Annotated in this window: 24 protein-coding genes, 1 tRNA gene and 1 pseudogene; 18 read left to right on the forward strand and 8 right to left on the reverse strand. The window is 63.5% G+C overall.

Translation table 11 applies throughout. The annotated features are described in order from the left end of the window. Positions 1-82: 82 nt before the first annotated feature. The 7 genes and pseudogenes from D460_RS0127785 to D460_RS0127815 all read left to right on the forward strand — a co-directional run bounded on the left by D460_RS0127785 (position 83) and on the right by D460_RS0127815 (position 9392). Positions 83-1513 carry a VOC family protein gene (locus D460_RS0127785; protein WP_026283617.1) on the forward strand — a complete coding sequence of 477 codons (1431 nt, stop codon included), beginning with the start codon at positions 83-85 and terminating at the stop codon, positions 1511-1513. Positions 1514-1535: 22 nt separating this feature from the next. Further along, positions 1536-2819, forward strand: a complete 1284-nt coding sequence (locus D460_RS0127790; protein ID WP_018901886.1) for an FAD-binding oxidoreductase — start codon at positions 1536-1538, stop codon at positions 2817-2819. Positions 2820-2844: 25 nt separating this feature from the next. Then, positions 2845-4383 carry an aldehyde dehydrogenase family protein gene (locus tag D460_RS0127795; RefSeq protein WP_018901887.1) on the forward strand — a complete coding sequence of 513 codons (1539 nt, stop codon included), beginning with the start codon at positions 2845-2847 and terminating at the stop codon, positions 4381-4383. An 80-nt stretch (positions 4384-4463) separates the two neighbouring features. Continuing rightward, on the forward strand, positions 4464-5453 hold the full coding sequence (locus D460_RS0127800; protein WP_018901888.1) for an Ldh family oxidoreductase: 990 nt from the start codon (positions 4464-4466) through the stop codon (positions 5451-5453). A gap of 136 nt (positions 5454-5589) precedes the next feature. After that, positions 5590-6621 carry an iron ABC transporter substrate-binding protein gene (locus D460_RS0127805; RefSeq protein ID WP_026283618.1) on the forward strand — a complete coding sequence of 344 codons (1032 nt, stop codon included), beginning with the start codon at positions 5590-5592 and terminating at the stop codon, positions 6619-6621. Positions 6622-6695: 74 nt separating this feature from the next. After that, positions 6696-8358: pseudogene (locus D460_RS0127810) on the forward strand (iron ABC transporter permease). Continuing rightward, positions 8355-9392: an ABC transporter ATP-binding protein gene (locus D460_RS0127815; protein ID WP_018901891.1), complete on the forward strand. Its 1038-nt coding sequence runs from the start codon at positions 8355-8357 to the stop codon at positions 9390-9392. Before D460_RS0127810 ends, D460_RS0127815 begins: the two are co-directional and overlap by 4 nt. Positions 9393-9429: 37 nt before the next feature. Here D460_RS0127815 and D460_RS0127820 read toward each other — a convergent pair whose 3' ends face one another. The 4 genes from D460_RS0127820 to D460_RS0127835 form a co-directional block, all read right to left on the reverse strand. Next, entirely contained in the window at positions 9430-10758 is a 1329-nt protein-coding gene (locus D460_RS0127820; RefSeq protein WP_018901892.1) for a glucoamylase family protein, read from the reverse strand. Positions 10759-10856: 98 nt separating this feature from the next. Next, positions 10857-11282, reverse strand: a complete 426-nt coding sequence (locus tag D460_RS0127825; RefSeq protein ID WP_018901893.1) for a type II toxin-antitoxin system HicB family antitoxin — start codon at positions 11280-11282, stop codon at positions 10857-10859. An 18-nt stretch (positions 11283-11300) separates the two neighbouring features. Continuing rightward, on the reverse strand, positions 11301-11495 hold the full coding sequence (locus D460_RS0127830) for a type II toxin-antitoxin system HicA family toxin (RefSeq protein ID WP_018901894.1): 195 nt from the start codon (positions 11493-11495) through the stop codon (positions 11301-11303). Positions 11496-11661: 166 nt separating this feature from the next. Next, a tRNA-Gly gene (locus tag D460_RS0127835) sits at positions 11662-11736 on the reverse strand. A 255-nt stretch (positions 11737-11991) separates the two neighbouring features. Here D460_RS0127835 and D460_RS0127840 point away from each other — a divergent pair. The 6 genes from D460_RS0127840 (at position 11992) to D460_RS34025 (ending at position 15173) form a co-directional block, all read left to right on the forward strand. After that, a complete protein-coding gene (locus D460_RS0127840) occupies positions 11992-12501 on the forward strand; it encodes a prolyl-tRNA synthetase associated domain-containing protein (protein WP_018901895.1) in 510 nt (169 codons plus the stop codon). Positions 12502-12554: 53 nt separating this feature from the next. Continuing rightward, positions 12555-13553, forward strand: a complete 999-nt coding sequence (gene trxA, locus D460_RS0127845; protein ID WP_018901896.1) for a thioredoxin — start codon at positions 12555-12557, stop codon at positions 13551-13553. Between the two features lie 124 nt (positions 13554-13677). Further along, entirely contained in the window at positions 13678-14349 is a 672-nt protein-coding gene (locus tag D460_RS0127850; RefSeq protein WP_018901897.1) for an LON peptidase substrate-binding domain-containing protein, read from the forward strand. A 10-nt stretch (positions 14350-14359) separates the two neighbouring features. Further along, a complete protein-coding gene (locus D460_RS0127855) occupies positions 14360-14548 on the forward strand; it encodes a Trm112 family protein (protein ID WP_018901898.1) in 189 nt (62 codons plus the stop codon). 32 nt (positions 14549-14580) lie between these two features. Further along, positions 14581-14910 (forward strand): hypothetical protein, encoded by a 330-nt coding sequence (locus D460_RS34020; protein ID WP_018901899.1) that lies wholly within the window; start codon positions 14581-14583, stop codon positions 14908-14910. Beyond that, complete coding sequence (locus D460_RS34025) at positions 14907-15173, forward strand: hypothetical protein (protein WP_018901900.1); 267 nt, start codon at positions 14907-14909, stop codon at positions 15171-15173. The genes D460_RS34020 and D460_RS34025 overlap by 4 nt, the downstream gene beginning before the upstream one ends. Before the next feature lie 9 nt (positions 15174-15182). Here the strand turns inward: D460_RS34025 and D460_RS0127865 are convergent, their stop codons facing one another. Then, positions 15183-16397 (reverse strand): ubiquinone biosynthesis hydroxylase, encoded by a 1215-nt coding sequence (locus D460_RS0127865; RefSeq protein WP_018901901.1) that lies wholly within the window; start codon positions 16395-16397, stop codon positions 15183-15185. 85 nt (positions 16398-16482) lie between these two features. Here D460_RS0127865 and tesB point away from each other — a divergent pair, with 85 nt between their 5' ends. The 5 genes from tesB (at position 16483) to D460_RS0127890 (ending at position 23092) form a co-directional block, all read left to right on the forward strand. Next, a complete protein-coding gene (tesB, locus tag D460_RS0127870) occupies positions 16483-17367 on the forward strand; it encodes an acyl-CoA thioesterase II (protein ID WP_018901902.1) in 885 nt (294 codons plus the stop codon). A 211-nt stretch (positions 17368-17578) separates the two neighbouring features. Further along, positions 17579-17929, forward strand: coding sequence for a P-II family nitrogen regulator (locus D460_RS0127875; RefSeq protein WP_018901903.1), 351 nt, complete (start codon positions 17579-17581; stop codon positions 17927-17929). A 29-nt stretch (positions 17930-17958) separates the two neighbouring features. Then, entirely contained in the window at positions 17959-19323 is a 1365-nt protein-coding gene (locus tag D460_RS0127880) for an ammonium transporter (protein ID WP_018901904.1), read from the forward strand. Positions 19324-19564: 241 nt separating this feature from the next. Further along, a complete protein-coding gene (locus D460_RS0127885) occupies positions 19565-22249 on the forward strand; it encodes a DNA translocase FtsK (RefSeq protein ID WP_026283620.1) in 2685 nt (894 codons plus the stop codon). Positions 22250-22417: 168 nt separating this feature from the next. Next, positions 22418-23092 carry an outer membrane lipoprotein carrier protein LolA gene (locus D460_RS0127890; RefSeq protein ID WP_018901906.1) on the forward strand — a complete coding sequence of 225 codons (675 nt, stop codon included), beginning with the start codon at positions 22418-22420 and terminating at the stop codon, positions 23090-23092. A 123-nt stretch (positions 23093-23215) separates the two neighbouring features. Here D460_RS0127890 and trmD read toward each other — a convergent pair whose 3' ends face one another. From trmD to rpsP, 3 genes are all read right to left on the reverse strand, one after another. Further along, positions 23216-23896, reverse strand: coding sequence for a tRNA (guanosine(37)-N1)-methyltransferase TrmD (gene trmD / locus D460_RS0127895; RefSeq protein WP_026283621.1), 681 nt, complete (start codon positions 23894-23896; stop codon positions 23216-23218). Between the two features lie 8 nt (positions 23897-23904). Continuing rightward, positions 23905-24489, reverse strand: a complete 585-nt coding sequence (gene rimM / locus D460_RS0127900; RefSeq protein ID WP_018901908.1) for a ribosome maturation factor RimM — start codon at positions 24487-24489, stop codon at positions 23905-23907. A gap of 119 nt (positions 24490-24608) precedes the next feature. After that, positions 24609-24977, reverse strand: a complete 369-nt coding sequence (rpsP, locus tag D460_RS0127905; protein ID WP_018901909.1) for a 30S ribosomal protein S16 — start codon at positions 24975-24977, stop codon at positions 24609-24611.

A 24977-nucleotide genomic window follows, 5' to 3' on the forward strand; every position in this document is an offset into this window, starting at 1 on the left:
CATTTCAGAATGAGCTATTTCCGAAATGTCGATATTTATGGCTTTCGGGCGCTTGTAAATAGCTGCACTAATCATAATCGGAATGAACGTGGGGATCTCTATCATGGCAGGCTTCGTTTCCACAGACCGCATCCGCTCGCTGTTTACCGAAGCGATGTCGCAGATGTATCGCGCCGAGGTGCCGCAATACGGAACGCTGCTGGAACTAGTTTCCGACGTCAATGCCGAGGTGCTTGCCAAGGACAACGCGCTGCGTGAGCGCCTGACGCGGGCCGGCGAGCTGGAGCGCATCGATGTCGAGCGCCATGGCGCCATTCGTCTCGGCACGCCCGAAGAGCTTTTCACCATCCGCCGCCTCTTCGCCGTCATGGGCATGCAGTCGGTCGGCTATTACGATCTCTCGGTGGCCGGCGTGCCTGTGCATTCCACCTGCTTCCGCCCGGTCGACCAGGCGGCGCTCAGCGTCAATCCGTTCCGGGTCTTCACCTCGCTGCTCAGGCTCGAGCTGATCGAGGACGAAGCTCTGCGCGCCGAGGCTGCCGATATTCTCGCGAAGCGCCGCATCTATACCGAGCGCGCCATCCAGCTGATCGAGCGCCATGAAGAGGCCGGCGGGCTGACGGAGACGGAAGCGCAGGAGTTCGTCGCCGAGGCGCTGGAGACCTTCCGCTGGCATGGCGAGGCGACGGTCACCGCCGAGATCTACAAGCGCCTGCACGACGCGCACCGGCTGATCGCCGACGTCGTCTCGTTCAAGGGCCCGCATATCAATCACCTGACCCCGCGCACGCTCGATATCGACGCCGTGCAGGCCCGCATGCCGGAGCGCGGCATCACGCCGAAGGCCGTCATCGAGGGGCCGCCGCGCCGCGATTGCGATATCCTGCTGCGTCAGACCAGCTTCAAGGCGCTGGAAGAGGCGATCGCCTTTGCCGGCGAGACCGGTGCCACAAAGGGCACGCATACGGCGCGCTTCGGCGAGATCGAGCAGCGTGGCGTGGCGCTGACGGCCAAGGGCCGCGCACTTTACGACCGGCTGCTGGCCTCGGTTCGCGGCGAGGTGCAGGTCGGTGCCGCCGGCGCCAAGGCCGGCGATTACGACAGCGAGCTTGCCGAGCGGTTCCGCGAACTGCCGGACAGCTGGGCGGCGCTCCGGGCCGAGCAGTTGGCCTTCTTCCATTATTCCGCGACGCCCAAGGGCGTTGCCGCGGCCGTCGATGGCGCGCTTCCCGATGATGCCGAGGCGCTGATCGAGATGGGCTATCTGACCTTCGATCCAATCGTCTACGAGGACTTCCTGCCTGTCAGTGCTGCCGGGATATTCCAGTCGAACCTCGGCACGGATCAGCAGCAGAATTACGCGACCCGCTCCAACCGCTCGGCCTTCGAGGAGGCGCTCGGCGCGACCGTCACGGATGAGCTTGACCTTTACGCGGAACGTCAGGCACGCTCGCTGGAGGCGGCGATCGATCTGCTCGGGCTTTCCAGCCTGCGCCTGAGCAACGTTGCCTGATATCCGCGAACGGAGCTCTCCGATGCTGAATGATCCGCGCTCCCACGGCCTCTGGGAAAAGACCGCGCCGCAGCCGCCGGCAACGGTGCCGCTGTCAGGCTCCGTTGCGGCCGATATCGTCGTGGTCGGCGGCGGCTATACCGGGCTGTCGTCCAGCCTGCATCTGGCGGAGGCCGGCAAGTCGGTGGTGCTGCTCGAGGCCAACGAAGTCGGCTTCGGCGGCGCGGGGCGCAATGTCGGGCTGATCAATGCCGGCATGTGGGTGATGCCAGACGATCTTCCCGGTGTGCTTGGCCCCGTCTATGGCGAGCGCCTGCTCGACCTGCTCGGCAATGCGCCGAAGCTGGTGATGGAGCTGATCGACAAGCACAAGATCGCCTGCGAGCTTGAGCGCAACGGCACGCTGCATGTCGCCGTCGGCGCCGATGGCCTCAAGGAAATCACCGATCGTGCCAGCCAGTGGGCGGCGCGCGGCGCCGATGTGAGGTTGCTCGACGCCGCCGAGACGGCGCGCCGCGTGGGTACCAGCGCCTACACCGGATCGCTGCTCGACATGCGCGCCGGCACGCTGCAGCCGCTCGCCTATGCGCGCGGCCTGGCGCATGCCGCCGTCAACGCCGGCGTGGCGCTGCACACGTCGAGCCCCGTCATCGCCACCGAGAGAAACGGCAATCGCTGGACGGTCAGAACCGCGAAGGGCTCGGTTACCGCGGACTGGATCATCGTGGCAACGGATGCTTACAGCACCGGCCCCTGGGAGCAGGTGCGCAACGAGCAGGTGCATCTGCCCTACTTCAACCTCGCGACCCGGCCGCTTGGCGACAATCTGCGCAAGTCGATCCTTGCTGGCCGCGAAGGCGTATGGGACACCAAGGAAATTCTCTCCTCCTACCGCATGGACCAGGCCGGCCGGCTGGTGTTCGGTAGCGTGGGCGCACTGCGCAATACCGGGCTTTCCGTCCACAAGGGCTGGGCGCGGCGCGCGCTGAAGAAGCTCTTCCCGCAGCTCGGCGATGTCGAGTTCGAATGCGAGTGGTACGGCAAGATCGGCATGACCGACAATGCGCTGCCGCGCTTTCACAAGTTCGCCGACAATGTCGTCGGCTTTTCCGGCTATAATGGCCGAGGGATCGCGCCGGGAACGGTGTTCGGCCGCACGCTTGCCCGCCACATCCTGGGTGAGATGAGCGAGGCCGAGCTGCCGTTGCCGCTGACTGATCCCGCCGAGCCGCGCTTCCGCGCCGCCAAGGAACTATGGTACGAAGCCGGCGCCCAGGTCGTCCACTTCGCCGATGCCCGCTTCTAAGAACAATAAGGTTGGAACCACGACAATGACCATCGAAACGCTCGATCTCGCCACCGAAACCAAGACCCTGCTTGCCAAGCTCGGCGTCAGCGCCGACCGCTTCACCGGCGGCACGCTGCGGGTGACGTCGCCCGTGACAGGCAAGGAAATCGGCGCGCTGAAGGAAGTGTCGGTCGCCGACGCCAAGACCGCGATCGACAACGCCCACAAGGCGTTTCTCGAATGGCGCGCCGTTCCGGCGCCTAAGCGCGGCGAGCTCGTGCGCCTGCTCGGCGAGGAACTGCGCGCGGCCAAGGCCGAGCTCGGCCGGCTGGTATCGATCGAGGTCGGCAAGATCACGTCCGAAGGCCTCGGTGAAGTGCAGGAAATGATCGACATCTGCGATTTCGCCGTCGGCCTGTCGCGCCAGCTCTATGGCCTGACGATCGCCACCGAGCGCTCCGAGCACCGGATGATGGAAAGCTGGCACCCGCTTGGCGTCGTCGGCATCATCTCGGCCTTCAATTTCCCCGTCGCCGTCTGGTCGTGGAATGCGGCGCTGGCGCTGGTCTGCGGCAATTCCACCGTCTGGAAGCCGTCCGAAAAGACACCGTTGACCGCACTTGCCACGCAGGCGCTGTTCGAAAAGGCGCTGAAGCGCTTCGTGGCCGAAGGCGGCACGGCGCCGGCCAATCTCTCGACGCTGCTGATCGGCGGCCGCGATGTCGGCGAGGCGCTGGTCGATCATCCGAAAGTGCCGCTGGTTTCGGCCACCGGCTCGACGGCCATGGGCCGCGCCGTCGGTCCGCGCCTGTCGCAGCGCTTTGCCCGCGCCATCCTCGAGCTCGGCGGCAACAACGCCGCGATCATCTGCCCGACGGCCGATCTCGACCTGACACTGCGCGGCGTCGCCTTCTCGGCCATGGGCACCGCCGGCCAGCGCTGCACCACGCTGCGCCGCCTGTTCGTGCATGAGAGCGTCTACGACGCGCTGGTTCCGCGCCTGCAGAAGGCCTACGGCTCCGTCAGCATCGGCAATCCGCTGGAGACGGGCACGCTTGTGGGACCGCTGATCGACAGCCAGGCTTACAAAAACATGCAGTCGGCGCTGGAGCAGGCGAAGGCCGCGGGCGGCAAGGTCACCGGTGGCGAGCGTGTCGAGAATGGTGCATCCGACGCCTTCTACGTGCGCCCGGCGCTGGTCGAAATGCCCGCGCAGACGGGTCCGGTCGAGAACGAGACCTTCGCGCCGATCCTCTACGTCATGAAGTACAGCGATTTCGACGCGGTTCTGGAAGACCACAACGCCGTGCCGCAGGGCCTGTCGTCGTCGATCTTCACCAATGACATGCGCGAAGCCGAAACCTTCGTCTCGGCGCGCGGGTCGGATTGCGGCATCGCCAACGTCAACCTCGGCCCATCGGGTGCCGAGATCGGCGGCGCGTTCGGCGGCGAGAAGGAAACCGGCGGCGGCCGCGAGTCGGGCTCCGACGCATGGCGCGCCTACATGCGCCGCACCACCAACACGATCAACTACGGCAAGACGCTGCCTCTGGCGCAGGGCGTGAAGTTCGACGTCGAATAAGCGTCGCGATCAATTGCTGCATTGCAGGAAGGGCGATAACGTAACCGCGTTATCGCCTTTTTTCATTTCGCAGGTCCTTCATGCATCTGACACTCGCCGCCGCTGAGACCCTGGTTTTCGATGGGTTGACCAGAAACCGGGTGAGCGAGGCGAATGCCCGTTCGGTCGCCCGCGCGCTCGTGGCGGCGGAAGCGGCCGGGCAGGGTGGCCACGGGTTGAGGCGCGTCGAGGCCTATTCGAAGCAGGCGAGGGCCGGCAAGGTCGATGGCTTCGCGACGCCATCGCTCCTGCGCCCGCTACCCGCCGTCGTGCAGATCGACGCCAATCACGGATACGCTTACCCGGCTATTGATCTCGCACTGTCTGTTGTTCCCGATATCGCGCGCGAGCAAGGCATCGTTGCCGTCGCCTTCCGCCGCTCGCATCATGCAGGCGTGCTGGCGCTGACGGTCGAGCGCTTCGCCGAGATGGGGCTGGTGGCGCTGATGGTCGCCAATGCGCCGGCCTCGATGGCAGCCTGGGGTGGCCGCAAACCTGTCTTCGGCACCAATCCGATCGCCTTTGCCGCACCGGTGCCGGATGCCGATCCTGTTGTCATCGACATGGCGCTGTCGCGGGTCGCGCGTGGGAAGGTGATGGCGGCCAAGCAGAAGGGCGTGCCGATCAGCGACAACTGGGCCTTCGACCGCAACGGCCAGCCGACCACCGACGCCGTCGAGGCATTGGCCGGCACCATGATTCCATCGGGCGAGGCCAAGGGCGCGGCGCTGGCGATGATGGTCGAGATCATGGCCGGCGCGCTCACCGGCGCCAACTTCTCCTTCGAGGCCTCATCGCTGTTCGACGATCAGGGCGATGCGCCGGCGCTCGGCCACATGCTCATCGTCATCAATCCCGATGCCACCGGCGGCGCTGTCGCCGCCGCGCGCATGGGCCGGCTCGCCGAGGAGATCACGTCCGATCCCGATGTACGGCTACCCGGCCGTCGCGGCCAGAATGCCCGCCGCGCGGCGATCGAAAACGGCATCGACGTCGAGGACGATCTGATCGCCCTTATCCGGTCGCTCTAGAACGATTCTAAAATATACCAATTATTTCAAGCCTTTGTGATGGCCTTCGGGTCGCCTAAACTTGAAATCGAGTGCCAAGGAAAATATACCGCTGCAATATCATGGATATCGCAGATGAAATGCCATGGAGGGCATCATGACCGTCTCCCTTAATCGCCTCTCGCAGGCCGCCGCGTTCGGCGCCATGCTTCTTGCCGCGACATCGCTCGCTTCGGGCGCCAAGGCGCAGGAAGATGAGTCCGAAGGGATCGTCGTCTACAATGCCCAGCACCAGAGCCTCGGCCAGGAATGGGTGGACGCCTTCACCAAGGAAACCGGCATCAAGGTGACGATGCGCCAGGGTGGCGACATGCAGTTCGCCAACCAGATCATCCAGGAAGACGAGGCGTCGCCCGCCGACGTGTTCCTGACCGAGAATTCGCCGGCGATGACCTTGGTCGATGCCGCAGGGCTGTTTGCGCCGATCGACAAGGCAACGCTCGACCAGCTGCCGGAAGAGTTTCGCCCGAAGGACGGCATGTGGGCCGGCATCGCGGCGCGCTCGACCGTGTTTGCCTATGACAAGACCAAGCTCACCGAGGACAAGCTGCCGAAGTCGATGATGGATCTCGCCGATCCGGCCTGGAAGGGCCGTTGGGGTGCATCCCCCGTCAACGCCGATTTCCAGGCGATTGTCAGCGCGCTCTTGCAGCTGAAGGGCGAGGAGGCGACGGCGGCATGGCTGAAGGGCCTAAAGGAAAACGCCACCTCCTACAAGAGCAACACCGTTGCCATGAAGGCCGTGAACGCTGGTGAGGTCGAAGGCGCGCTCATCTATCATTACTACTGGTTCGGCGATCAGGCGGCGACCGGTGAAAACAGCAGCAACGTCGCGCTGCATTATTTCAAGAACCAAGATCCGGGCGCCTTCGTCAGCCTGTCGGGCGGTGGCATCCTGAAGTCGAGCCAGCACCAGAAAGAGGCGCAGGCGTTCCTGAAGTTCATCACCGGCAAGGCCGGCCAGGCGATCCTGAAGACCGGCACATCCTATGAATATGCCGTCGGCAAGGGCGCGGCTTCCAACGAAAAGCTGGTGCCGATGGCTGACCTGCAGGCGCCCGTTGTCGATGCCTCGCAGCTCAACAGCAAGAAGGTGGTCGAGATGATCACCGCCGCCGGCCTGATCTAGCGGCTGCCAATCGGTCGCGGGTGCTTCGGGCGAAAACTATTGCTTTTGGCTCAAGAAAACCTTAGGGCAGGACGATAAAGGGCAACTGCTTTCCAACGGCGGTTGCCTTCCTTTTTCAGCGTGTCAAAGGCGGCGGTCTTGCTGCAGGACAACAGATTTCTCAACTCCGGCCAGAACGCGCCGGCAGCCCGGCCGGCACTGAAGCTGGCGCCGCCGCGTCGGCGCATGCCGTATATGCCGGTTGTCGCCTTCGCCGCCATCGTCGCCTTCTTCAGCCTCGTTCCTCTCGGCTTTATTGCCTGGATCACTGTCGATGTCGGCTGGGAAACGGTGAAGCAGCTGGTGTTTCGCCCGCGCGTCGGCGAGCTGCTCGTCAATACCGTGTTTCTCGAAGTCATCACCGTGCCGCTGTCGATCGTGCTGGCGGTGACGCTTGCCTGGATCACCGAGCGCACCGATGTTCCCTTCGCGCGCCTATGGGCCTGGCTTGCCGTGGCGCCGCTTGCCGTGCCGGCCTTCGTGCATTCCTACGCCTGGGTCAGTCTGGTGCCAGGGATGCGCGGGCTGCAGAGCGGCGTCTTCGTTTCGGTGCTCGCCTATTATCCGTTCCTTTATCTTCCCGTTGCAGCGGCCCTTCGCCGGCTCGATCCGGCGATCGAGGATGCGGCTGCCTCGCTGGGGCTCGGGCCCTGGGCGGTGTTCTTCCGCACCGTCCTGCCGCAGCTTCGGCTCGCCATCTGCGGCGGTTCGCTCCTGATCGCACTGCACCTGCTGTCGGAATACGGGCTCTTCGTGATGATCCGCTTCGACACGTTTGCGACCGCGATCGTCGACCAGTTCCAATCCGCCTATAACAGCCCGGCTGCCAATATGCTCGGCGGCGTGCTGGTCGCCTGCTGCCTGCTTCTGCTCGCGATCGAGGTTTTGGTGCGCGGCAACGAGCGCTATGCCCGCGTCGGTTCCGGCTCGGCGCGCCCGGCCGATCGCCGCCGTCTCGGCTGGTTCGCTGTGCCGGCGGTGCTCCTGCCCCTCATCGTCGCGGCACTGACGCTCGGTGTTCCCTTCGTCACGCTGGTGCGCTGGCTTTATCTCGGCGGCGCCGGCATCTGGCGTGTCGAAGTCGGCAATGCCTTCGTGCAGTCGATCGTGCTGGCGTTTGCCGGCGGCATTCTGGCGACGATCGCCGCGGCCCCGATGGCGTGGCTCTCGGTGCGCGCGCCGGGCCGCGTGCAGCGCGTGCTCGAAGCCTGCCATTATTATGTCGGCTCGCTGCCGGGTGTGGTCGTGGCGCTGGCGCTGGTGACGATCACCGTGCGCCTCGTGCTGCCCCTCTACCAGACCTTCGCGACGCTGCTGCTTGCCTATATCCTGCTCTTCCTGCCGCGCGCCATGGTCGGCCTTCGCGCCAGCATCGCACAGGCGCCGGTGGAATTGGAGCGCGCCGCGATGGCGCTCGGGCGCACGCCGGGCCAGGCGGTGCGGCAGATCACCATGCGGCTTGCAGCGCCGGGTGCTGCGGCCAGCATCGCGCTGGTGGCGCTCGGGATCACCAACGAGCTGACGGCAACGCTGATGCTCTCGCCCAACGGCGTCGAGACGCTGGCCACGAAATTCTGGTCGCTCACCAGCGAGATCGATTACGTCGCCGCCGCCCCTTACGCCTTCATGATGGTCGTGCTGTCGCTGCCGCTGACCCTTCTTCTCCATGCTCAATCGAAACGGACTGCCGGACAATGACGCTGCTTACGATAGAGGGTGCCAGCAAGCGTTACGGTCAGGTGCAGGCGCTCGACAACATCTCGCTGGAGGTGACGGCGGGCAGCCGCACCGCGGTGGTCGGCCCGTCCGGCTCCGGCAAGACGACGCTGCTTCGCATCATCGCCGGTTTCGAACAGCCCGATCAGGGTCGCGTCACGCTCAATGGCGAATTGCTGGCCGATGGGCCGGCGGCGGTGCCGGCGCACAAGCGCGGCATCGGCATCGTCTCGCAGGAAGGCGCGCTGTTTCCGCATCTCGACGTTGCCGGCAATATCGGCTTCGGTATTGCCCGCAGCACTGATAACCGCGACAAGCGGGTGTTGGACCTGCTCGATATGGTCGAGCTCGATCGCGGCATGCTGACCCGCCGCCCACACCAGCTTTCCGGCGGCCAGCAGCAGCGCGTGGCGCTGGCGCGCGCGCTCGGCCGCGAACCGCGCCTGATGCTACTCGACGAGCCCTTCTCGGCACTCGACACGGGCCTGCGCGAAAACATGCGCAAGGCGGTGGCCCGCGTGCTGCAGGCGGCCGGCATCACCAGCATTCTCGTTACCCATGACCAGGCCGAGGCGCTGTCCTATGCCGATCAGGTGGCCGTTCTGCGCGATGGCAAGCTTGTGCAGGCCGGATCGCCGCAATCGCTCTATCTCGCGCCGCGTGATCGCGAGACGGCGCTGTTTCTCGGCGACGCCGTGATGCTGCCCGCGATCATCCGCAACGGCCATGCCGATTGCGCGCTCGGCCATGTCGCCGTCGACAGCCAGCATCAGGGCAAGGTCGAGATCATGCTCCGACCCGAGCAGATCCGCGTCGTCACCGACAGCAGCGAAAAGCCCTATGGCGGGCGCGTGATCGAGGTGGATTTCGGCGGCGCGACCTGCACGGTCGCCGTGTCGCTCGACGGCGTGGCGCTGCCGCCGATCCTGATCAAGACCTCGAGCGTGGCACTGCCTTCGCGCGGCGACCGGGTGCGGCTCGAGATCGCCGGCAAGGCGCATGTTTTCGTGCGCTGAGGGGCGCCCTCCGCGCTTGCCCGCCAGTTAAACGCCGTCAGGCGATCTTGAGCTCTTCGTCTTCTGCTTCATCTTCTAGCCAGCCGCCGGTAAAGCCTGCCCGTTCCAGGCCGGTGCGGATGACGTCGGACTTGCGCATCAGGCTCCAGATGAAATCGGAGCGATCGTTTTCGATCGACATGACGAGCAGCCCCTGGTCGATGCCGACGCAGCGATCGTCCACCCACCCCTCTGGTCCCGCCGTCTTGACCGATGGGTTGAAGCCGCCGGGGAAGCGTCCTTCGTAGCAGAGGTCGGGATAGGCCTGCAGCAGCGCCCGCGTCCCTGAGATCGCCGCCTCGCGGTCATAGGGCAGAGCGGCGAGCGCGCACCATGGGGCCAGCGTGCCATCATCGGGGCCGAGCGGCGCGCCACGGGCGGCGTAGCCGAGCACGCTCGGGCGCCGGTCGCCATGGCGGCTGCGCGACGGCGGTGGTCCGTCGGAGGCGGAGAGGCCCCAGACATCCCTGGAATAGCCGATGAAATGGCCGGGGTTGCGCTCGGCGTAGTCGCGCTGCACCTCGATGCAGATCTGTGTGTTGCGGAAGTAATCGCTGTCGCGCGCCGCCATCGGTCTGTCGCGGATGCCGCGAAAATCGATCCAGGCATGCGAGAAGAGGTGGATGAAGAAGGGCCCGGCATAGAGATAACACTTCTCGCCGAAGAGCATCCACGAGTAGCTCGAGGTGAAGGCGTCGTAGCTCGATTGCGGGATCGGGTGCGTGGGCGAGGCGAGCGCCAGCGTGTAGAGCAGCACAGCCTCGTCATAGCCCTGCCAGCGCCAGCGCAGGAAGCCGCTTGATGGCTTCCAGCCCATGCAGATGGTCTCGCCCTTGTTCAGCGCCCAGTGCCAGTCGATGCGCTCGTAGATCAGCGTCGAGAGCCGACGGATCTCCGTCTCGGCCTCGTCGTCGCCATCGAAATAGGCGGCTGCCGTCAGCACGCCGGCGACGAGCAGCGTCGTGTCGATGGTCGAGAGCTCGCTGTTCCAGGCGCGGTGGCCGGTGTCCATGTGCAGGAAGTGGTAGAAGAAGCCCCTGTAGCCGATCGCATGCCGCTCGCGGCCCTGATGGCCGTTGGCGAAGAAGCAGAGCGTCGTCGTGGTGCGTGATATCGCGTCCGCCCTTGTCATCCAGCCGCGCTCGACGGCGACGGTGTAGGACGACAGCGCGAAACCGACGGCCGCGATGCTGCAGGGCACGTTTGCGACCGATGTATCGGCGACAAGCCCGTTATCGGGGTTGGAATGTTTCAGGAAGTAATTGAACGCCGCCTGCTGCAGTCTGTCGACCAGCGCGGCATCTGTTTCCTCGGTCCGTTGCAGCATCTTCTCCCGCCCAATCGCTTATCCTGCCCCTTGCTTCAACATGGGCAGGTGCGACGCGCAAATCAATGTTTTTTGAGGGGTGGGGGTTGGGTCGTTGCTCAGGCAGCTTCCTGAACGGAGACCACGATCGTCTTGCCGAGCGCCTGCATCGCCTCCTGCAATGCGCCGATTTTCGAATGGTGGTCGGGATCGAGGATGCGGCGGGCTTCGTTTTCCGTCTTGCCCATGCGTCGCGCCAGTTCTCGCTTGGAGATGCCGGCTTGTCTGAAGGCTTCGATCACCGCGAGCTTGATCGCGTCCTCGGGATCGACGGCGATGGCAACGCCTGTTTTCGCGGAGGGGAGCGGTATCGCGCGGCCGTCCTGGACGATGCCGCGAAGTGCAAGGCCGAGCGCTTCTTGCGCGCTGGCGATGGCCTCATTGCGGTCGCCGCCATGGGTTATCGCTTCTGGAACATCAGTAAAGGTGACGAGATATCCGCCATCAGGATCGGGCCGGATCTCCGCCAAATATACGTATCTCATGCCGTTCTCCATTGCCTATCAGGCGATACCGAGCTGCTTCTTGATCAACCGCACGTAACCCGGCGTCAGCTCGCCCGACTTCACGGTGGTGAAGCGGCCGTCATACATGATGCGGTAGTGCGAGCCTTTGCCCCTGTTCTCGAACACCTCGAAGGTCTTGCCGGTTTCGCTGGCCAGTTTGCGCAACTCGCGGATCAACTGCTCACGCTTCATCCACTCTCCGTTTCCAGATATGCGCACAAAAATGTACGCGGCGCAACGATGGATGCGATGGTGGAGCAGAAGGGGAGGTGTGAACAGTCGGCAATAGGGATGACGACATACGAACAAGGCGCTCTGGAGCGCCTGATGCATCATATTTCTGTCGGTTGGGAAGATTTGGAGCGGGCGAAGGGGTTCGAACCCTCGACCCCAACCTTGGCAAGGTTGTGCTCTACCACTGAGCTACACCCGCTCATAATCCCGACGGCCTGTGGTAGTTAGAGAGGACCGTGGGCGCCACCTTGCGGCGACGGGCGCTATATCGCCCAAACGATTTTCAAATGCAACAGGGAAATGACGGAAAGGCGAAGAAAAATTTGAAGAGCTTTTCCCGCCCAACCTAAAATGCCGCAAATGCAGGGAAAAGCGGCGAATAGGCACGTTGCAAAAAAGGGGAGGGAGACGTAATCAGGGGGCGCCTTATCCCAATAGAGTGCTGGAACGAGCCATGACCGAGAAGACGCCGAAGACCGCAGCCGAACTCTACGCCTTTCTCGACGGGCTCGGCATCAAGCACAGCACCAAGACGCATGCGCCGGTGTTCACGGTGGCCGAATCGGTGGCGCTGCGCGACGAGATTCCCGGCGGTCACACCAAGAACCTGTTCGTGAAGGACAAGAAGGACCAGTTCTTCCTGCTCACCGTCGAGGAGAATGCCTCGGTCGATCTGAAGACGGTGCACACGCTGATCGGCGCCGCGAGCAAGGTGTCGTTCGGCAAGCCGGAGAAGCTGATGGAGTATCTGGGCGTCATTCCGGGCTCGGTCACGGCCTTCGGCGCGATCAACGATTCCGACCACAAGGTCACATTCGTTCTTGATGCCGATCTCATGAAGGACGAGATTATCAATTGCCATCCGCTATCCAATGACGCGACCACGTCGATCGCAAGCGCCGACCTCGTTCGCTTCATGGAAGCGACCGGTCACACGCCGCTTGTCTTGAAAGTGACGTCCTGACATACGATTTTAACGCTAGAAAAGCCGGCTGACCGGCGCGGCGGGAGATACTCATGAGCGGCAACGACAATCCCTACAGCAATTCCTTCGGCCAGATGTCGGCAACGGCGAGCTATGGCGGCGCGCCTGCAGCACCGGCCCAGGCAGCGGCGCCGGCACCGGTGGCGGCCGCCGGCGGCTATATCAAGGATACGACGACGGCGACCTTCAGCAAGGACGTCATCGAGGAGTCGCGCAACCAGCCCGTTCTCGTCGATTTCTGGGCGCCCTGGTGCGGCCCTTGCAAGCAGCTGACACCCGTCATCGAAAAGGTGGTCAACGAGGCTCAAGGGCGCGTCAAGCTCGTCAAGATGAACATCGACGACCATCCGTCGATCGCCGGCCAGCTCGGCATCCAGTCGATCCCCGCCGTCATCGCCTTCGTCGGTGGCCGTCCGGCCGATGGCTTCATGGGTGCGGTGCCCGAAAGCCAGATCCGTGAGTTCATCGATCGCGTCGCCGGTCCTGCCGGTGCCGATCAGGCGGCCGAGATCGAGGCCGTGCTCGTCGAGGCCGATGGGCTGCTCGCCAGCGGCGACATCAATGGCGCAGCACAGCTCTACGGCGCCGTCATGCAGGCCGACCCCGATAATGCCAAGGCGCTCGCCGGCATGGCGCAGTGCATGATTTCAGCCAACCAGCATGAGCGGGCGCGCGAGGCGCTGAAGGAACTTCCCGACGAGATGGCCGCCGATCCGGCGATCCAGGCGGTGGTGAAGAAGTTGGAACAGATCGAGGAAGCCCGCAAGCTCGGCGATCCCGTGGCGCTGGAGCAGGCGCTTGCCGCCAACCCCGACGATCACGAAGCGCGCATGAAGCTCGCCAAGATCCGCAATGTCGAGGGTGCACGCGAGGAAGCGGCCGATCACCTCCTCTACATCATGCGCAAGGATCGAACCTTCGACGACGACGGCGCGCGCCGCCAGCTGTTGCAGTTCTTCGAGGTCTGGGGCTTTAAGGATCCGGCCAGCGTTTCGGGACGGCGCAAGCTTTCAGCGCTGCTGTTCTCTTAAGCATCAGCGACATTTCGCCTTCCTGTTTGCCGCCATCGACCCTTGCGTTTTCGATGGCGTACCCCACATTCGTTTAGATGCGGATGTGTGGTTTAGGTCCGCCGATTATGCGGGACGAGTGCCGATGCAAGTGGGGAATGCACGATATCTGAAGAGCGGCGATGTGCCTGACACGATCGCCGTCTTCCCCTTGACCGGCGCTCTGCTGCTTCCCACCGGCCAGCTCCCGCTCAACATCTTCGAACCTCGCTATCTCGCCATGTTCGACGCGGCGATTTCAGGCAACCGGCTGATCGGCATGGTGCAGCCGGCGCTTGGCGAGAGCGACGACAAGAATAGCGAAGGCAATCTCAGCGCCGTCGGCTGCGTCGGGCGCATCACCTCGTTCGCGGAGACCGGCGACGGTCGCTACATCGTCTCGCTGACCGGCGTCTGCCGCTTCCGTCTGCTTGACGAGAAGGACACGCACCAGCCCTACCGCACCTTCCGCATCGCGCCGTTCATCTCAGATCTTTCGGCGCGCAACGAAGAGGACGCGGTCGATCGCGCGGCGCTTCTCGCCGCCTTCAAGGCCTATCTCGAGGCCAACAAGCTGGAGGCGGATTGGGAGAGCGTGGAGCGCGCCAGCAACATGACGCTGGTCAATTCGCTGGCGATGATGTCGCCCTTCGGCCCGGCGGAAAAGCAGGCGCTTCTCGAGGCGCCGGATCTGAAGACGCGGGCGGAAACGCTGATCGCCATCACCGAGATCGTCCTTGCCCGGGTCTTCGGTGACTCGGATACGATTTTGCAGTAGAAGCGGTCGCATGGACGAAAAACTGAGCCGCGTCGATCCCAAGCTTCTGGAACTGATGGTCTGCCCGCTGACAAAGGGGCGGCTGACCTATGATCGCGAGCACAACGAGCTCGTCTCCGAAAAGGCAAAGCTCGCCTACCCGATCCGCGACGGCATTCCGATCATGCTGGTGTCGGAAGCGCGCGAGATCGAGGAATAGAGCAGGCCCGTTTCTCTTTCGGATAAATTCTGTTGCTTCTGCAAATCAAGGTTGCAATTATGCGTGCTGAAGCAATCTCGGGCTTTTCCATGGGCGACAGTGAAGAAACAGCGGGCACGAAAAGGCTCGAGCCAGATCTGGTGGAAATAGAAGCGACGAAGTTTCTCGCGAACTTTATCGACCGCGCGGCAACCGCGCTTTTGGTCGGCGGCGTGATAACGCCATTCTTTACGTCGGCCGGGCTTGAGCTATTGCCGAGCGTAGGAAATCCGGCATCCACCGCAGGCGTTTGGGTGTTTTGCGCTATTGTGTTACATTTAGTCGGTCATGCCACTCTTTCGAGATTGAGACGCCAACCATGACGGACAGCCTCTACTGGTCGTTTTATCTCGTGCCGCTCGGCGTTACGGCGGCATGTCTTCTTCTTTATGCCGGACACGGCCTTTACCTTGGCTACCGCAGGCGGCTTAGAGTGGCTCGCGCGTCAGGCAGCGCTACGCTTGATTCCAGTCGTATCAAGGCAGTCATTCCCACGCGCGAAGATTGGGGTTGGTTTCCCGCGTTCGCAACGGCTCTGATTTTGGTCGGCATATTTGTCTTCGCCACCCGACCGCCACTAGCCTGACACAACGTCCTAAATCGCCTCGCCCGCCAGCAAGCGCGGGTTGCCCGCCGCCGTCGTGCCGGCGGCTTGGCCGATAAAGTAGGATTTCAAACCCGGCAGGCGGTCGACGAGGCCGAGGCCGAAGTCGCGGGCGATGCGGATCGGCGCGAGGTCGTTGGAAAACAGGCGGTTCAGCACATCGGTGGTCACGCCCATGCGGAAGGTGTCGAAACGGCGCCAGGCCTGGTAGCGCTCGAGAATGTTGATCGAGCCGATGTCGAGGCCGAGGCGATCGGCTTCGACGATGGTTTCGGCGAGCGCCGCCACATCCTTGAAGCCGAGATTGAGGCCCTGGCCGGAGATCGGGTGGATGCCGTGGGCGGCGTCGCCGGCGAGCGCCAGGCGCGGGGCGACGAAGGCGCGCGCCAGCGTCAGGCCGAGCGGGAAGGCGCGCTTGTCGCCCACCACCTTCAGCGCGCCGAGCTTGTGGCCGAAGCGGCGCTCCAGCTCTTCCTCGAAAATCAGCTCGTCGGAGCGCACCAGCCGGTTGGCATCCGCCGTCGTTTCGGTCCAGACCAGCGAGGAGCGGTTGTCCTTCAGCGGCAGGATGGCGAAGGGGCCTGAGGGAAGGAAGTGCTCCTCAGCGCAGCCATTGTGCGGGCGCTCGTGCTCGACGGTGGTGACGATGCCGGACTGGCCGTATTCCCAATGGACTGTCTTGATGCCCGCGAGATCGCGCAGGTGGGAGCGCACGCCGTCGCAGGCGACCACCAGCTTGGTCTCGATCGTGCTGCCGTCGGAGAGCGTGATCTCGGCGTGGGTGTCGAGCGTCTTCAGGCCGGTGGCACCGAGGCCGTGGGTAATCTCGATGCCGAGCCGTTCGCAGGCGCCGCGCAGCGCGCCGACCATCGCGACATTCGGGATCATGTGGGCGAACGGCTTACCGTCCTCGACTTCGCCATCGAAAGTCAGGAAGACCGGGCGGACGGGATCGGAGGTTTTCGAATCGGTGACGATCATCTTGGTGATCGGCTGCGCCGTCGGCTCGATCTCGTTCCAGATGCCGAAAACGTCGAGCATCTTGGTGGCGGCGGCGATGATGGCGGATGCGCGCGGGTCCTTGCGCCAGACGTCAGCGGGCGCTGCTTCGACCACCGCGACATTGAGATGCGGCGCCGCCTGCTTGACCGCGACAGCCATGGAGAGCCCGACATAACCTCCGCCAACCACAAGCATGTCACGCATAACGCCCGTCCCGTTCTTTTAGAATATCCTATTGATCTATATAGATCATCATCGCCACACTTCCTACCTGCCGGAGCCATACAAAATGACGCGCCTCACCGAAAAGCCGACCGCGATGGAAACCCTGCTCGCGACACTCGATCTTGAGCCGATCGAGGTCGATATCTTTCGCGGCACCAGCCCGCAGGTGGGCTGGCAGCGTGTGTTCGGCGGACAGGTGATCGCGCAGGCGCTGATGGCCGCGCAGCGCACCGTCGATGCCAAGCGACTGGTGCATTCGCTGCATGCGTATTTCATGCGGCCGGGAGACCCCTCGGTGCCGATCGTCTACCAGGTCGAGCGCATCCGCGACGGGTCGAGCTTCAACACCCGCCGCGTCGTCGCCATCCAGCACGGCAAGGCGATCTTCGCGCTGTCGGCGTCGTTCCAGATCGAAGAGCCCGGCTTCGAGCACCAGGTCGCCATGCCCGACGTGCCGATGCCCGAGACGCTGATCGACGAAAACGAGATCGCCAAGCGCTATCTCGCGCATGCGCCCGAGGCGATCCGCAAGTATTGGGGCCGCGAGCGGCCGATCGAGATCCGGCCGGTCTCGCTCACCCATTATTTCTCCGACAAGAAGCTCGATCCGCTCCAGCATGTCTGGGTGCGCGCCAATGGTCCGGTGCCCGATGACCGGCACGCCCAGGCGGCGGTGCTCGCCTATATTTCCGACATGACGCTGCTCGACACGTCGCTCTACCCACACGGCACCTCGATTTTCGACCAGACGATCCAGGTCGCCAGCCTCGACCACTCCATGTGGTTCCATCGCCCGGTCAAGCTCGACGACTGGCTCCTTTATACACAAGACAGCCCATCCGCATCCGGCGCGCGAGGTTTGACGCGTGGTAGCCTCTATACGCGAGATGGTGTCCTGATTGCGTCGGTGGCGCAGGAGGGCTTGATTCGTAAAAGGGCAAATGACTAATTTGGGTGCAAATTTGTCGGTTTGTGTATTTTTTGAGCGATTATTAGGCAATCATTTGCCTGTTTATTGGCGCTCATAAATATACCCCTTATTTTTCAATACCTTAACAAATCGTTTCGAATCTGGCACGGCCCTTGAATGTAAGAGGACGGTCGCTGGTCGCAAACGGCAGTGGCAAGGAGAGTCGGCTCCGTGCCGAGGGTAACGAAGGATGGGAAACCAGATGAAAATTGTGATGGCCATTATCAAGCCGTTCAAGCTGGATGAGGTGCGTGAAGCCCTCACCGCGATCGGCATTCAGGGCCTGACCGTGACCGAAGTGAAGGGTTACGGGCGCCAGAAGGGACATACCGAAATCTATCGCGGCACCGAATACGCGGTCAGCTTCCTGCCGAAGCTCAAGATCGAGATCGCCGTCGCAACGGAGATCGTCGACAAGGCTGTCGAAGCCATCGCCTCGTCGGCCAAGACCGGCCAGATCGGCGACGGCAAGATCTTCGTTTACTCGATCGACCATGCCGTGCGCATCCGTACCGGCGAAACCGACGCAGAAGCGCTGTAAGTAACGGTAGAGCCAAGGAGCTTTTCTCTATGTCAATTTCGAAGTTTTCTCCCACTCTGGCGCGCCTTGCCACTGCGTCCGCAGCGCTTCTCGCGCCGGTCGTCGCCTTCGCGCAGGATGCCGCCACGACGGCCGCTCCGGCTGCTGCTGCCGCTCCGGTTCCTGATAAGGGCGACACCGCCTTCATGTTCATCTCCACGCTTCTGGTGCTGTTCATGATCTTGCCGGGCCTGGCGCTGTTCTACGGCGGTCTCGTTCGCGCCAAGAACATGCTGTCGGTTCTGATGCAGTGCACGATGGTTGCCGCCGTCATGATGCTCATCTGGGTCATCTACGGTTACTCCTTCGCCTTCGGCGGCTCCGAGAGCGCCTATTGGGGCGGTACGGCGAAGATGTTCCTCGCCGGCGTCACCAAGGATTCGACCGCTGCGACCTTCTCTGAAGGCGTCGTCATTCCTGAGTTCATCTTCGCGATGTTCCAGATGACCTTCTCGGCCATCACGCCTGCTCTGATCGTCGGCGCGTTTGCCGAGCGCATCAAGTTCTCGGCCGTGGTTCTGTTCTGCGCACTGTGGGCCACTTTTGTTTACTTCCCGATCGCTCACATGGTCTGGGACGCTAACGGCCTGCTCTTCAAGATGGGCGCGCTCGACTTCGCCGGCGGTACCGTCGTTCACATCAACGCCGGCGTTGCCGGTCTGGTTGGTGCGATCATGGTCGGCAAGCGCATCGGCTTCGGCAAGGACATGATGGCGCCTCACTCGATGACGCTGACCATGGTCGGTGCCTCGATGCTCTGGTTCGGCTGGTTCGGCTTCAACGCCGGCTCCAACCTGGAAGCTTCCGGCGGCGCGATGCTCGCTACCGTCAACACCTTCGTTGCCACGGCTGCTGCCGTCGTTTCGTGGGCTGTCGTTGAAACGCTTACCCGCGGCAAGGCCTCCATGCTCGGTGGTGCTTCCGGTATGGTTGCCGGTCTGGTCGCCATCACGCCGGCTGCCGGCATCGTCGGCCCGATGGGCGCGATCATCATGGGTCTGATCGTTTCGCCGCTGTGCTACTTCTTCGTCTCCGTGGTGAAGAACAAGTTCGGCTACGACGATACCGCTGACGTCTTCGGCGTTCACGGCATCGGTGGCATGTTCGGCGCGATCTTCACCGGCATCTTCGCCAGCGCATCGCTCGGCGGTGTCGGCTATGCCGAAGGCGTAACGATGGGCGGCCAGGTCATGACGCAGATCACGGCGATCGCCATCACCATCGTATGGTGCGGCATCGGTTCGGCGATCCTCTACAAGATCGTCGACGTCATCGTCGGCCTGCGCGTTCCTGTCGAAGCCGAGCGCGAAGGCCTCGACCTCGCAACGCACGGCGAAGCCGCTTACCACTCCTAATCAAGGCTTGCGGCGCCTGAAAACAGGCGCCGCTGAACAGCCCGTCGCGGCTTGATCAACACTCGAGCCGCTTTTGGCCCGGACCTTTCGAAGGTTCGGGCCTTTTTATTTTCCGATGCATCGGCCAGACCCTCGCATGGTTAACATCGCTTTAACCGTCCTTTGGTTAGGTGGAGCGGACGCATTGGGCGCGAAGCGCATTGGCGATTCGCACGCATCAGGCATTGGACGGGTACAACACATGGCAAGAAGCACATCGCCAGCAATGGATGGCCGGCCGGACCGTTTCTCCCTCTCGGGGTTCATTTTCCGGCAGGCGCAGACCCTTTTTGGGTTTGCCATCTTCATTGCGCTGGCACTGGCCGTCGCGGCATTGGCAACCTGGAACGTCGCCGATCCGAGCTATTCCTACGCCACCGGCAACGAGCCCACAAATGTGCTCGGCTATAGCGGTGCCGCCTTCGCCGATATCCTGATGCAATTCTTCGGGCTTGCGAGCGTGGTTGCGCTGCTGCCCGTCGTCGCCTGGGCGCTGGCGCTGATCTCCGGCCGCCGCTTCACCCGCATTCCGGCGCGCGCCGCCGCCTGGGGCCTCGGCTCCGTTCTCTCCTGCGCCGTTCTCGGCTGCTTTCCGCCGCCGCTCACCTGGCCGATCCCCAACGGCATCGGTGGCGTCATCGGCGACATGATCCTGCGCTTTCCGGCGCTGTTTGTCGGCGCCTATCCGACCGGCACCTTCGCCACCGCCGTCGGCTGCATCTTCGCGGTCCCCTGCGTCTGGATGATGCTCTTTGCCGCCGGCATCGTCGGCCGCACCGAAGAGGAAGAGGCCGAAGAGGAAGAAGAAAACTACGCCGCCAGCCGTTCCAAGCTGCGCTCGGTGGGCGATGAGGACGAGGAAGACGACGAGGGCGGCTGGCTTGCCTTCGGCGCGCTGACGCATGCCTGGTACATGAGCCAGGCCCGCATGCGCCGCATGCTCGGCATGGGTCCGCGCAAGCGCAAGCTCGATGATTACGACGCGCCCTACGATTTCAACGATGACGAGTTCGGCAAGCTCAACGAACCGGTGCGCGCCAAGGCGCCCCAACGCGGTGAGCGCATGGATCCCTCGATGGATCCGTCGATCGCTCCCCGGGCCGGTTCGCCGCGCCGCGTGGTGTCGGCGCCGTCGATCTCGCTCAACGACGATGACGACGACGATATGGGCTACGACAGCGACATGCCGCCGCGCCCGGCCGACATCCTGCCCGACGACGAGGACGACAATGGCTGGATGATGCGTGCGCCTGCCAAGCAGCCCGGTGGCCGCGCCGAGCCGCGCGTGCAGCAGGCCGCTCAGCGCCCCAAGCTCGGCGCCCGTATCGAGCGCGAGCAGCAGGGCTCCTTCATCCGCCCAGAAGGTTTCCAGCTGCCGTCCATGCATCTTCTCGCCGAGCCCAAGGCCGTCGTGCGCGATTCGACGCTGTCGGCCGATGCGCTCGAACAGAATGCCCGCATGCTGGAAGGCGTGCTTGAGGATTTCGGCGTCAAGGGCGAGATCATCCATGTTCGCCCCGGCCCCGTCGTCACGCTTTACGAACTGGAGCCGGCCCCCGGCATCAAGTCGTCGCGCGTCATCGGCCTTGCCGACGACATCGCCCGCTCGATGAGCGCGATCGCCGCCCGCGTCGCCGTCGTGCCCGGCCGCAACGCCATCGGCATCGAACTGCCGAACAATATCCGCGAGACCGTCTATCTGCGCGAGATGATCGCCTCCAGAGATTTCGAGACCTCCAAGGCCAAACTCGCCATGGCGCTCGGCAAGACGATCGGCGGCGAAGCCGTCATCGCCGACCTCGCCAAGATGCCGCATCTGCTCGTTGCCGGCACCACCGGCTCGGGTAAATCGGTCGCCATCAACACCATGATCCTGTCGCTGCTCTACCGCATGACGCCGGAGCAGTGCCGCCTGATCATGATCGATCCGAAGATGCTCGAACTCTCCGTCTATGACGGCATCCCGCATCTGCTCTCGCCCGTCGTCACCGATCCGAAGAAGGCCGTCGTGGCGCTGAAGTGGACGGTGCGCGAGATGGAAGAGCGCTACAAGAAGATGTCGAAGATCGGTGTGCGCAACATCGACGGCTTCAATTCGCGCGTCGAGCAGGCGCTCGCCAAGGGCGAGGCGATCTCGCGCACCGTGCAGACGGGCTTCGACCGGGAGACCGGCGAGGCGATGTACGAGACGGAAGAGTTCGACCTGAAGCCGCTGCCCTATATCGTCGTCATCATCGACGAAATGGCCGACCTGATGATGGTGGCCGGCAAGGATATCGAAGGCGCCGTGCAGCGGCTGGCGCAGATGGCGCGCGCCGCCGGCATCCATGTCATCATGGCGACGCAGCGTCCGTCGGTCGACGTCATCACCGGCACGATCAAGGCCAACTTCCCGACCCGCATCTCCTTCCAGGTGACGTCGAAGATCGACAGCCGCACCATTCTGGGCGAGCAGGGCGCCGAACAGCTTCTCGGCATGGGCGACATGCTCTACATGGCCGGCGGCGGCCGCATTCAGCGCGTCCACGGTCCGTTCGTGGCCGACGGCGAAGTGGAAGACATCGTCGCCTATCTGAAGACGCAGGGTGCGCCGCAATATCTCGATGCAATTACCGCCGATGACGATGAGGATGGCGATTACGGCGGCGGACCCTCCGGCACCGGCAATCTCGCGGATTCCGACGATCCCTACGACCAGGCCGTTGCGATCGTCCTTCGCGACGGAAAGGCCTCGACCTCCTACGTCCAGCGCCGCCTCGGCATCGGCTACAACCGCGCGGCGTCGCTTATCGAGCGCATGGAGCAGGAGGGCATCATCGGCCCGGCCAACCACGCCGGCAAGCGCGAGATCCTGGTTCCCACCGAAGGCGATATTCTCGACCGGTAAGGGCGCTCGCGCCCTTGATTCCGGCATTTTCAGCGCGATTTATGTCGCATGGGCCTGAACTTCACGGAAACCTGATCGGCGCGAAAACGTTACCTTTGGCCGGTCGTGCGAACACGCCATGAAGACGCCGCGTTTCGGCAGCATGCAGACTGCATAAAGGAGACTTTCATGAACCACTCCGACACATTCCTGGACCGCTTCACGCTGACACGGCGCCACATGCTGGGTGCGCTTGCTGTCGCGGCTGCGTCCACCGCGCTGCCGCTCAACGTCTTCGCCCAGGCGGCTGCGGCTGCGTCCAACAGCGGCACCGCGCAGGCGATCGCCGACCACTTCTCCTCGGTCGCCACGATGCAGGGCGAGTTCGTGCAGTTCGGCCCCAAGGGCGAGCAGACCGGCGGCAAATTCTTCATCCAGCGGCCGGGCCGCCTGCGCTTCAACTACGACGACCCGTCGCCGATCCGCGTGATCGCCGATGGCAAGAACGTGGCGATCGGCAACATGAAGCTGAAGACCTGGGATCTCTACCCGCTGTCGAAAACGCCGCTCAGCCTGCTTCTCGCACAGAAGATCGACCTGTCGGCGGGCTCGGTGAAGAGCGTCAAGGAAGAGTCCGACCTGACGACCATCGCGCTCGGCAACAACACTGTCTTCGGCAATTCGACCATCACGATGATGTTCGACCCGAAGACCTATGACCTGCGCCAGTGGACGATCACCGACAACCAGGGCAAGGATACCTCGGTCATGGTGTTCAACGTCAAGACCGGCGTGCAGTTCGACGACAAGGTGTTCAAGGTGCCTTACGAGGTCATCCCAGGGACGGCGGCGTATCGCGATTGAGGACGTCGCCTCCGCCTCCCTGACCGTTGCAGTCCTGGAGGCGTGCTCAGATCGAGGGGTGTGAGCCTTTTCGTTTCAATGGCTTATAGCTGCTGCTCGACTATTTCGTTGGCGGCAGGAAGCCTACTCGTCCAGCAGATCCGGCCGCCGCGCGCGCGTCAGCGTCACCGCCTGCTCGCGGCGCCATTTCTCGATCGCGCCGTGATTGCCCGATGTCAGCACCGCGGGGATCTCGCGGCCTTCCCATTCCTGCGGACGCGTGTAGTGCGGATGCTCCAGCATCCCGCCCTCAAAGCTTTCGTGCAGGCCGGAGAGGTCGTTGCCCATGACGCCGGGGAGGATGCGGACGATCGCGTCGAGCACGGTGAGTGCCGCCGGTTCGCCGCCTGACAGCACGTAGTCGCCGATCGACACTTCTTCCAGTTCTCGCGCGTCGATCACCCGCTGGTCCACGCCCTCGAAACGGCCGCAGACGATGATGACGCCTTCGCCCGCTGCCAGTTCGCGCACGCGCTTTTGCGTCAGCGGCTTGCCGCGCGGGCTCATCAGGAGGCGCGGGCGGGTGTCGTTTTCGGAGACCGTATCGATGGCGCGGGCGAGCACGTCGGGCTTCAGCACCATGCCGGCGCCGCCGCCGGCCGGCGTGTCGTCGACGGTGCGATGCTTGTCGGTGGCGAAATCACGGATCTGCACGGGCTCAAGCGCCCACTGGCCACGCTCCATCGCCTTGCCGGCCAGCGAATAGCCGAGATGGCCGGGAAACATCTCCGGGTAGAGTGTCAGGACCGTCGCCCGGAAGGCCATCTTGTCGCTCACTTCTTTTTCTTCGGCTTGTCGCCGCCGGAATCGTCAGGCGTAAACGACGGACCGTCGTCGTCGCTGTCGACGAGGCCTGAGGCCAGCGGATCGATGGTGATCTTTCCCGCTTCGAGGTCGATCTCCAGCACCGAGGCTTCCGAAAACGGGATCAGCACCGGGCGCTTGCCAGGACCCTTGAGCTCGAGCAGGTCGCCGGCGCCGAAATCGAAGATGCCGGTGACGGTGCCGTAGCTGACGCCTTGGTCGTCGACGGCCTCGAGCCCCTCGAGATCGGCATAGAAGAACTCGTCTTCCTCGAGCTCGTCGTCAGGCAGGTTGTCGCGGTCGATATAGAGTTCGAGACCGTTCAGCGCCTCGGCGGCATTGCGGTCGTTGATCCCCCGGAAGCGGACGACGACGACATTCTTCATCTCGCGGATTTCAAGCACCTCGAAGGTGCGGCCATCCATGCTGTGCAGGTGGCCGTAATCGCCGAGCGCGGTCGGATCGGCGCTGTAGGACTTGGCGCGCACTTCGCCGCGCAGCCCCTGCGCGCCACCGATCGTTGCCATCAGCACCGGATTTTCTAGCTTTGTCATGGCGTCCCTAATGTCGAAGCCGGAGGTTTGGTTCGTCATAGCCGAAGTGAACGGGAATGGAAACGAAAACGGGCGGCATGTCGCCATGCCGCCCGTTCGATCAAGGCCGAAGCCCGGAATTATTCCGCGGAAGCAGCAGCTTCTGCAGCGTCGGCGATCTTCTGAGCCTTTTCAGCTGCACGCTCCTGAGCGCGCTTGCCGGGCTTTGCCTTTTCCGGGTTGTTCTTGGCTTCGCGCTTTGCGATGCCGGCTTCGTTCAGGAAGCGCAGAACGCGGTCGGTCGGCTGTGCGCCCTGTGCGATCCAGTGGGTGATGCGCTCGGCGTCGAGCTTGACGCGGGCATCGTTGTCCTTGGCGAGCATCGGGTTCCAGGAACCGAGGTTCTCGAGGAAGCGGCCATCGCGCGGCGAACGGGCGTCAGCGAGAACGATGTGGTAGTACGGGCGCTTCTTGGAACCACCGCGTGCGAGACGAATTTTCAGTGCCAT

Source organism: Rhizobium sp. 2MFCol3.1 (assembly GCF_000377565.1).
Classification (GTDB): Bacteria; Pseudomonadota; Alphaproteobacteria; order Rhizobiales; family Rhizobiaceae; genus Rhizobium.

What these genes read in the sequence shown, in the direction of transcription:
- D460_RS0127840 (WP_018901895.1), top strand. Translation starts at nt 11,992, where the DNA reads ATGACCGAGAAGACGCCGAAGACCGCAGCCGAACTCTACGCCTTTCTC.
- D460_RS0127830 (WP_018901894.1), bottom strand. Translation starts at nt 11,495, where the DNA reads ATGAAGCGTGAGCAGTTGATCCGCGAGTTGCGCAAACTGGCCAGCGAA.
- D460_RS0127855 (WP_018901898.1), top strand. Translation starts at nt 14,360, where the DNA reads ATGGACGAAAAACTGAGCCGCGTCGATCCCAAGCTTCTGGAACTGATG.
- D460_RS0127885 (WP_026283620.1), top strand. Translation starts at nt 19,565, where the DNA reads ATGGCAAGAAGCACATCGCCAGCAATGGATGGCCGGCCGGACCGTTTC.
- trxA (WP_018901896.1), top strand. Translation starts at nt 12,555, where the DNA reads ATGAGCGGCAACGACAATCCCTACAGCAATTCCTTCGGCCAGATGTCG.
- D460_RS0127795 (WP_018901887.1), top strand. Translation starts at nt 2,845, where the DNA reads ATGACCATCGAAACGCTCGATCTCGCCACCGAAACCAAGACCCTGCTT.
- D460_RS0127825 (WP_018901893.1), bottom strand. Translation starts at nt 11,282, where the DNA reads ATGAGATACGTATATTTGGCGGAGATCCGGCCCGATCCTGATGGCGGA.
- rimM (WP_018901908.1), bottom strand. Translation starts at nt 24,489, where the DNA reads ATGACAAAGCTAGAAAATCCGGTGCTGATGGCAACGATCGGTGGCGCG.
- D460_RS0127850 (WP_018901897.1), top strand. Translation starts at nt 13,678, where the DNA reads ATGCAAGTGGGGAATGCACGATATCTGAAGAGCGGCGATGTGCCTGAC.
- D460_RS0127800 (WP_018901888.1), top strand. Translation starts at nt 4,464, where the DNA reads ATGCATCTGACACTCGCCGCCGCTGAGACCCTGGTTTTCGATGGGTTG.
- D460_RS0127875 (WP_018901903.1), top strand. Translation starts at nt 17,579, where the DNA reads ATGGGAAACCAGATGAAAATTGTGATGGCCATTATCAAGCCGTTCAAG.
- D460_RS0127880 (WP_018901904.1), top strand. Translation starts at nt 17,959, where the DNA reads ATGTCAATTTCGAAGTTTTCTCCCACTCTGGCGCGCCTTGCCACTGCG.
- D460_RS0127820 (WP_018901892.1), bottom strand. Translation starts at nt 10,758, where the DNA reads ATGCTGCAACGGACCGAGGAAACAGATGCCGCGCTGGTCGACAGACTG.
- D460_RS0127815 (WP_018901891.1), top strand. Translation starts at nt 8,355, where the DNA reads ATGACGCTGCTTACGATAGAGGGTGCCAGCAAGCGTTACGGTCAGGTG.
- D460_RS0127865 (WP_018901901.1), bottom strand. Translation starts at nt 16,397, where the DNA reads ATGCGTGACATGCTTGTGGTTGGCGGAGGTTATGTCGGGCTCTCCATG.
- D460_RS0127805 (WP_026283618.1), top strand. Translation starts at nt 5,590, where the DNA reads ATGACCGTCTCCCTTAATCGCCTCTCGCAGGCCGCCGCGTTCGGCGCC.
- D460_RS34025 (WP_018901900.1), top strand. Translation starts at nt 14,907, where the DNA reads ATGACGGACAGCCTCTACTGGTCGTTTTATCTCGTGCCGCTCGGCGTT.
- D460_RS0127790 (WP_018901886.1), top strand. Translation starts at nt 1,536, where the DNA reads ATGCTGAATGATCCGCGCTCCCACGGCCTCTGGGAAAAGACCGCGCCG.
- rpsP (WP_018901909.1), bottom strand. Translation starts at nt 24,977, where the DNA reads ATGGCACTGAAAATTCGTCTCGCACGCGGTGGTTCCAAGAAGCGCCCG.
- tesB (WP_018901902.1), top strand. Translation starts at nt 16,483, where the DNA reads ATGACGCGCCTCACCGAAAAGCCGACCGCGATGGAAACCCTGCTCGCG.
- trmD (WP_026283621.1), bottom strand. Translation starts at nt 23,896, where the DNA reads ATGGCCTTCCGGGCGACGGTCCTGACACTCTACCCGGAGATGTTTCCC.
- D460_RS0127785 (WP_026283617.1), top strand. Translation starts at nt 83, where the DNA reads ATGAACGTGGGGATCTCTATCATGGCAGGCTTCGTTTCCACAGACCGC.
- D460_RS0127890 (WP_018901906.1), top strand. Translation starts at nt 22,418, where the DNA reads ATGAACCACTCCGACACATTCCTGGACCGCTTCACGCTGACACGGCGC.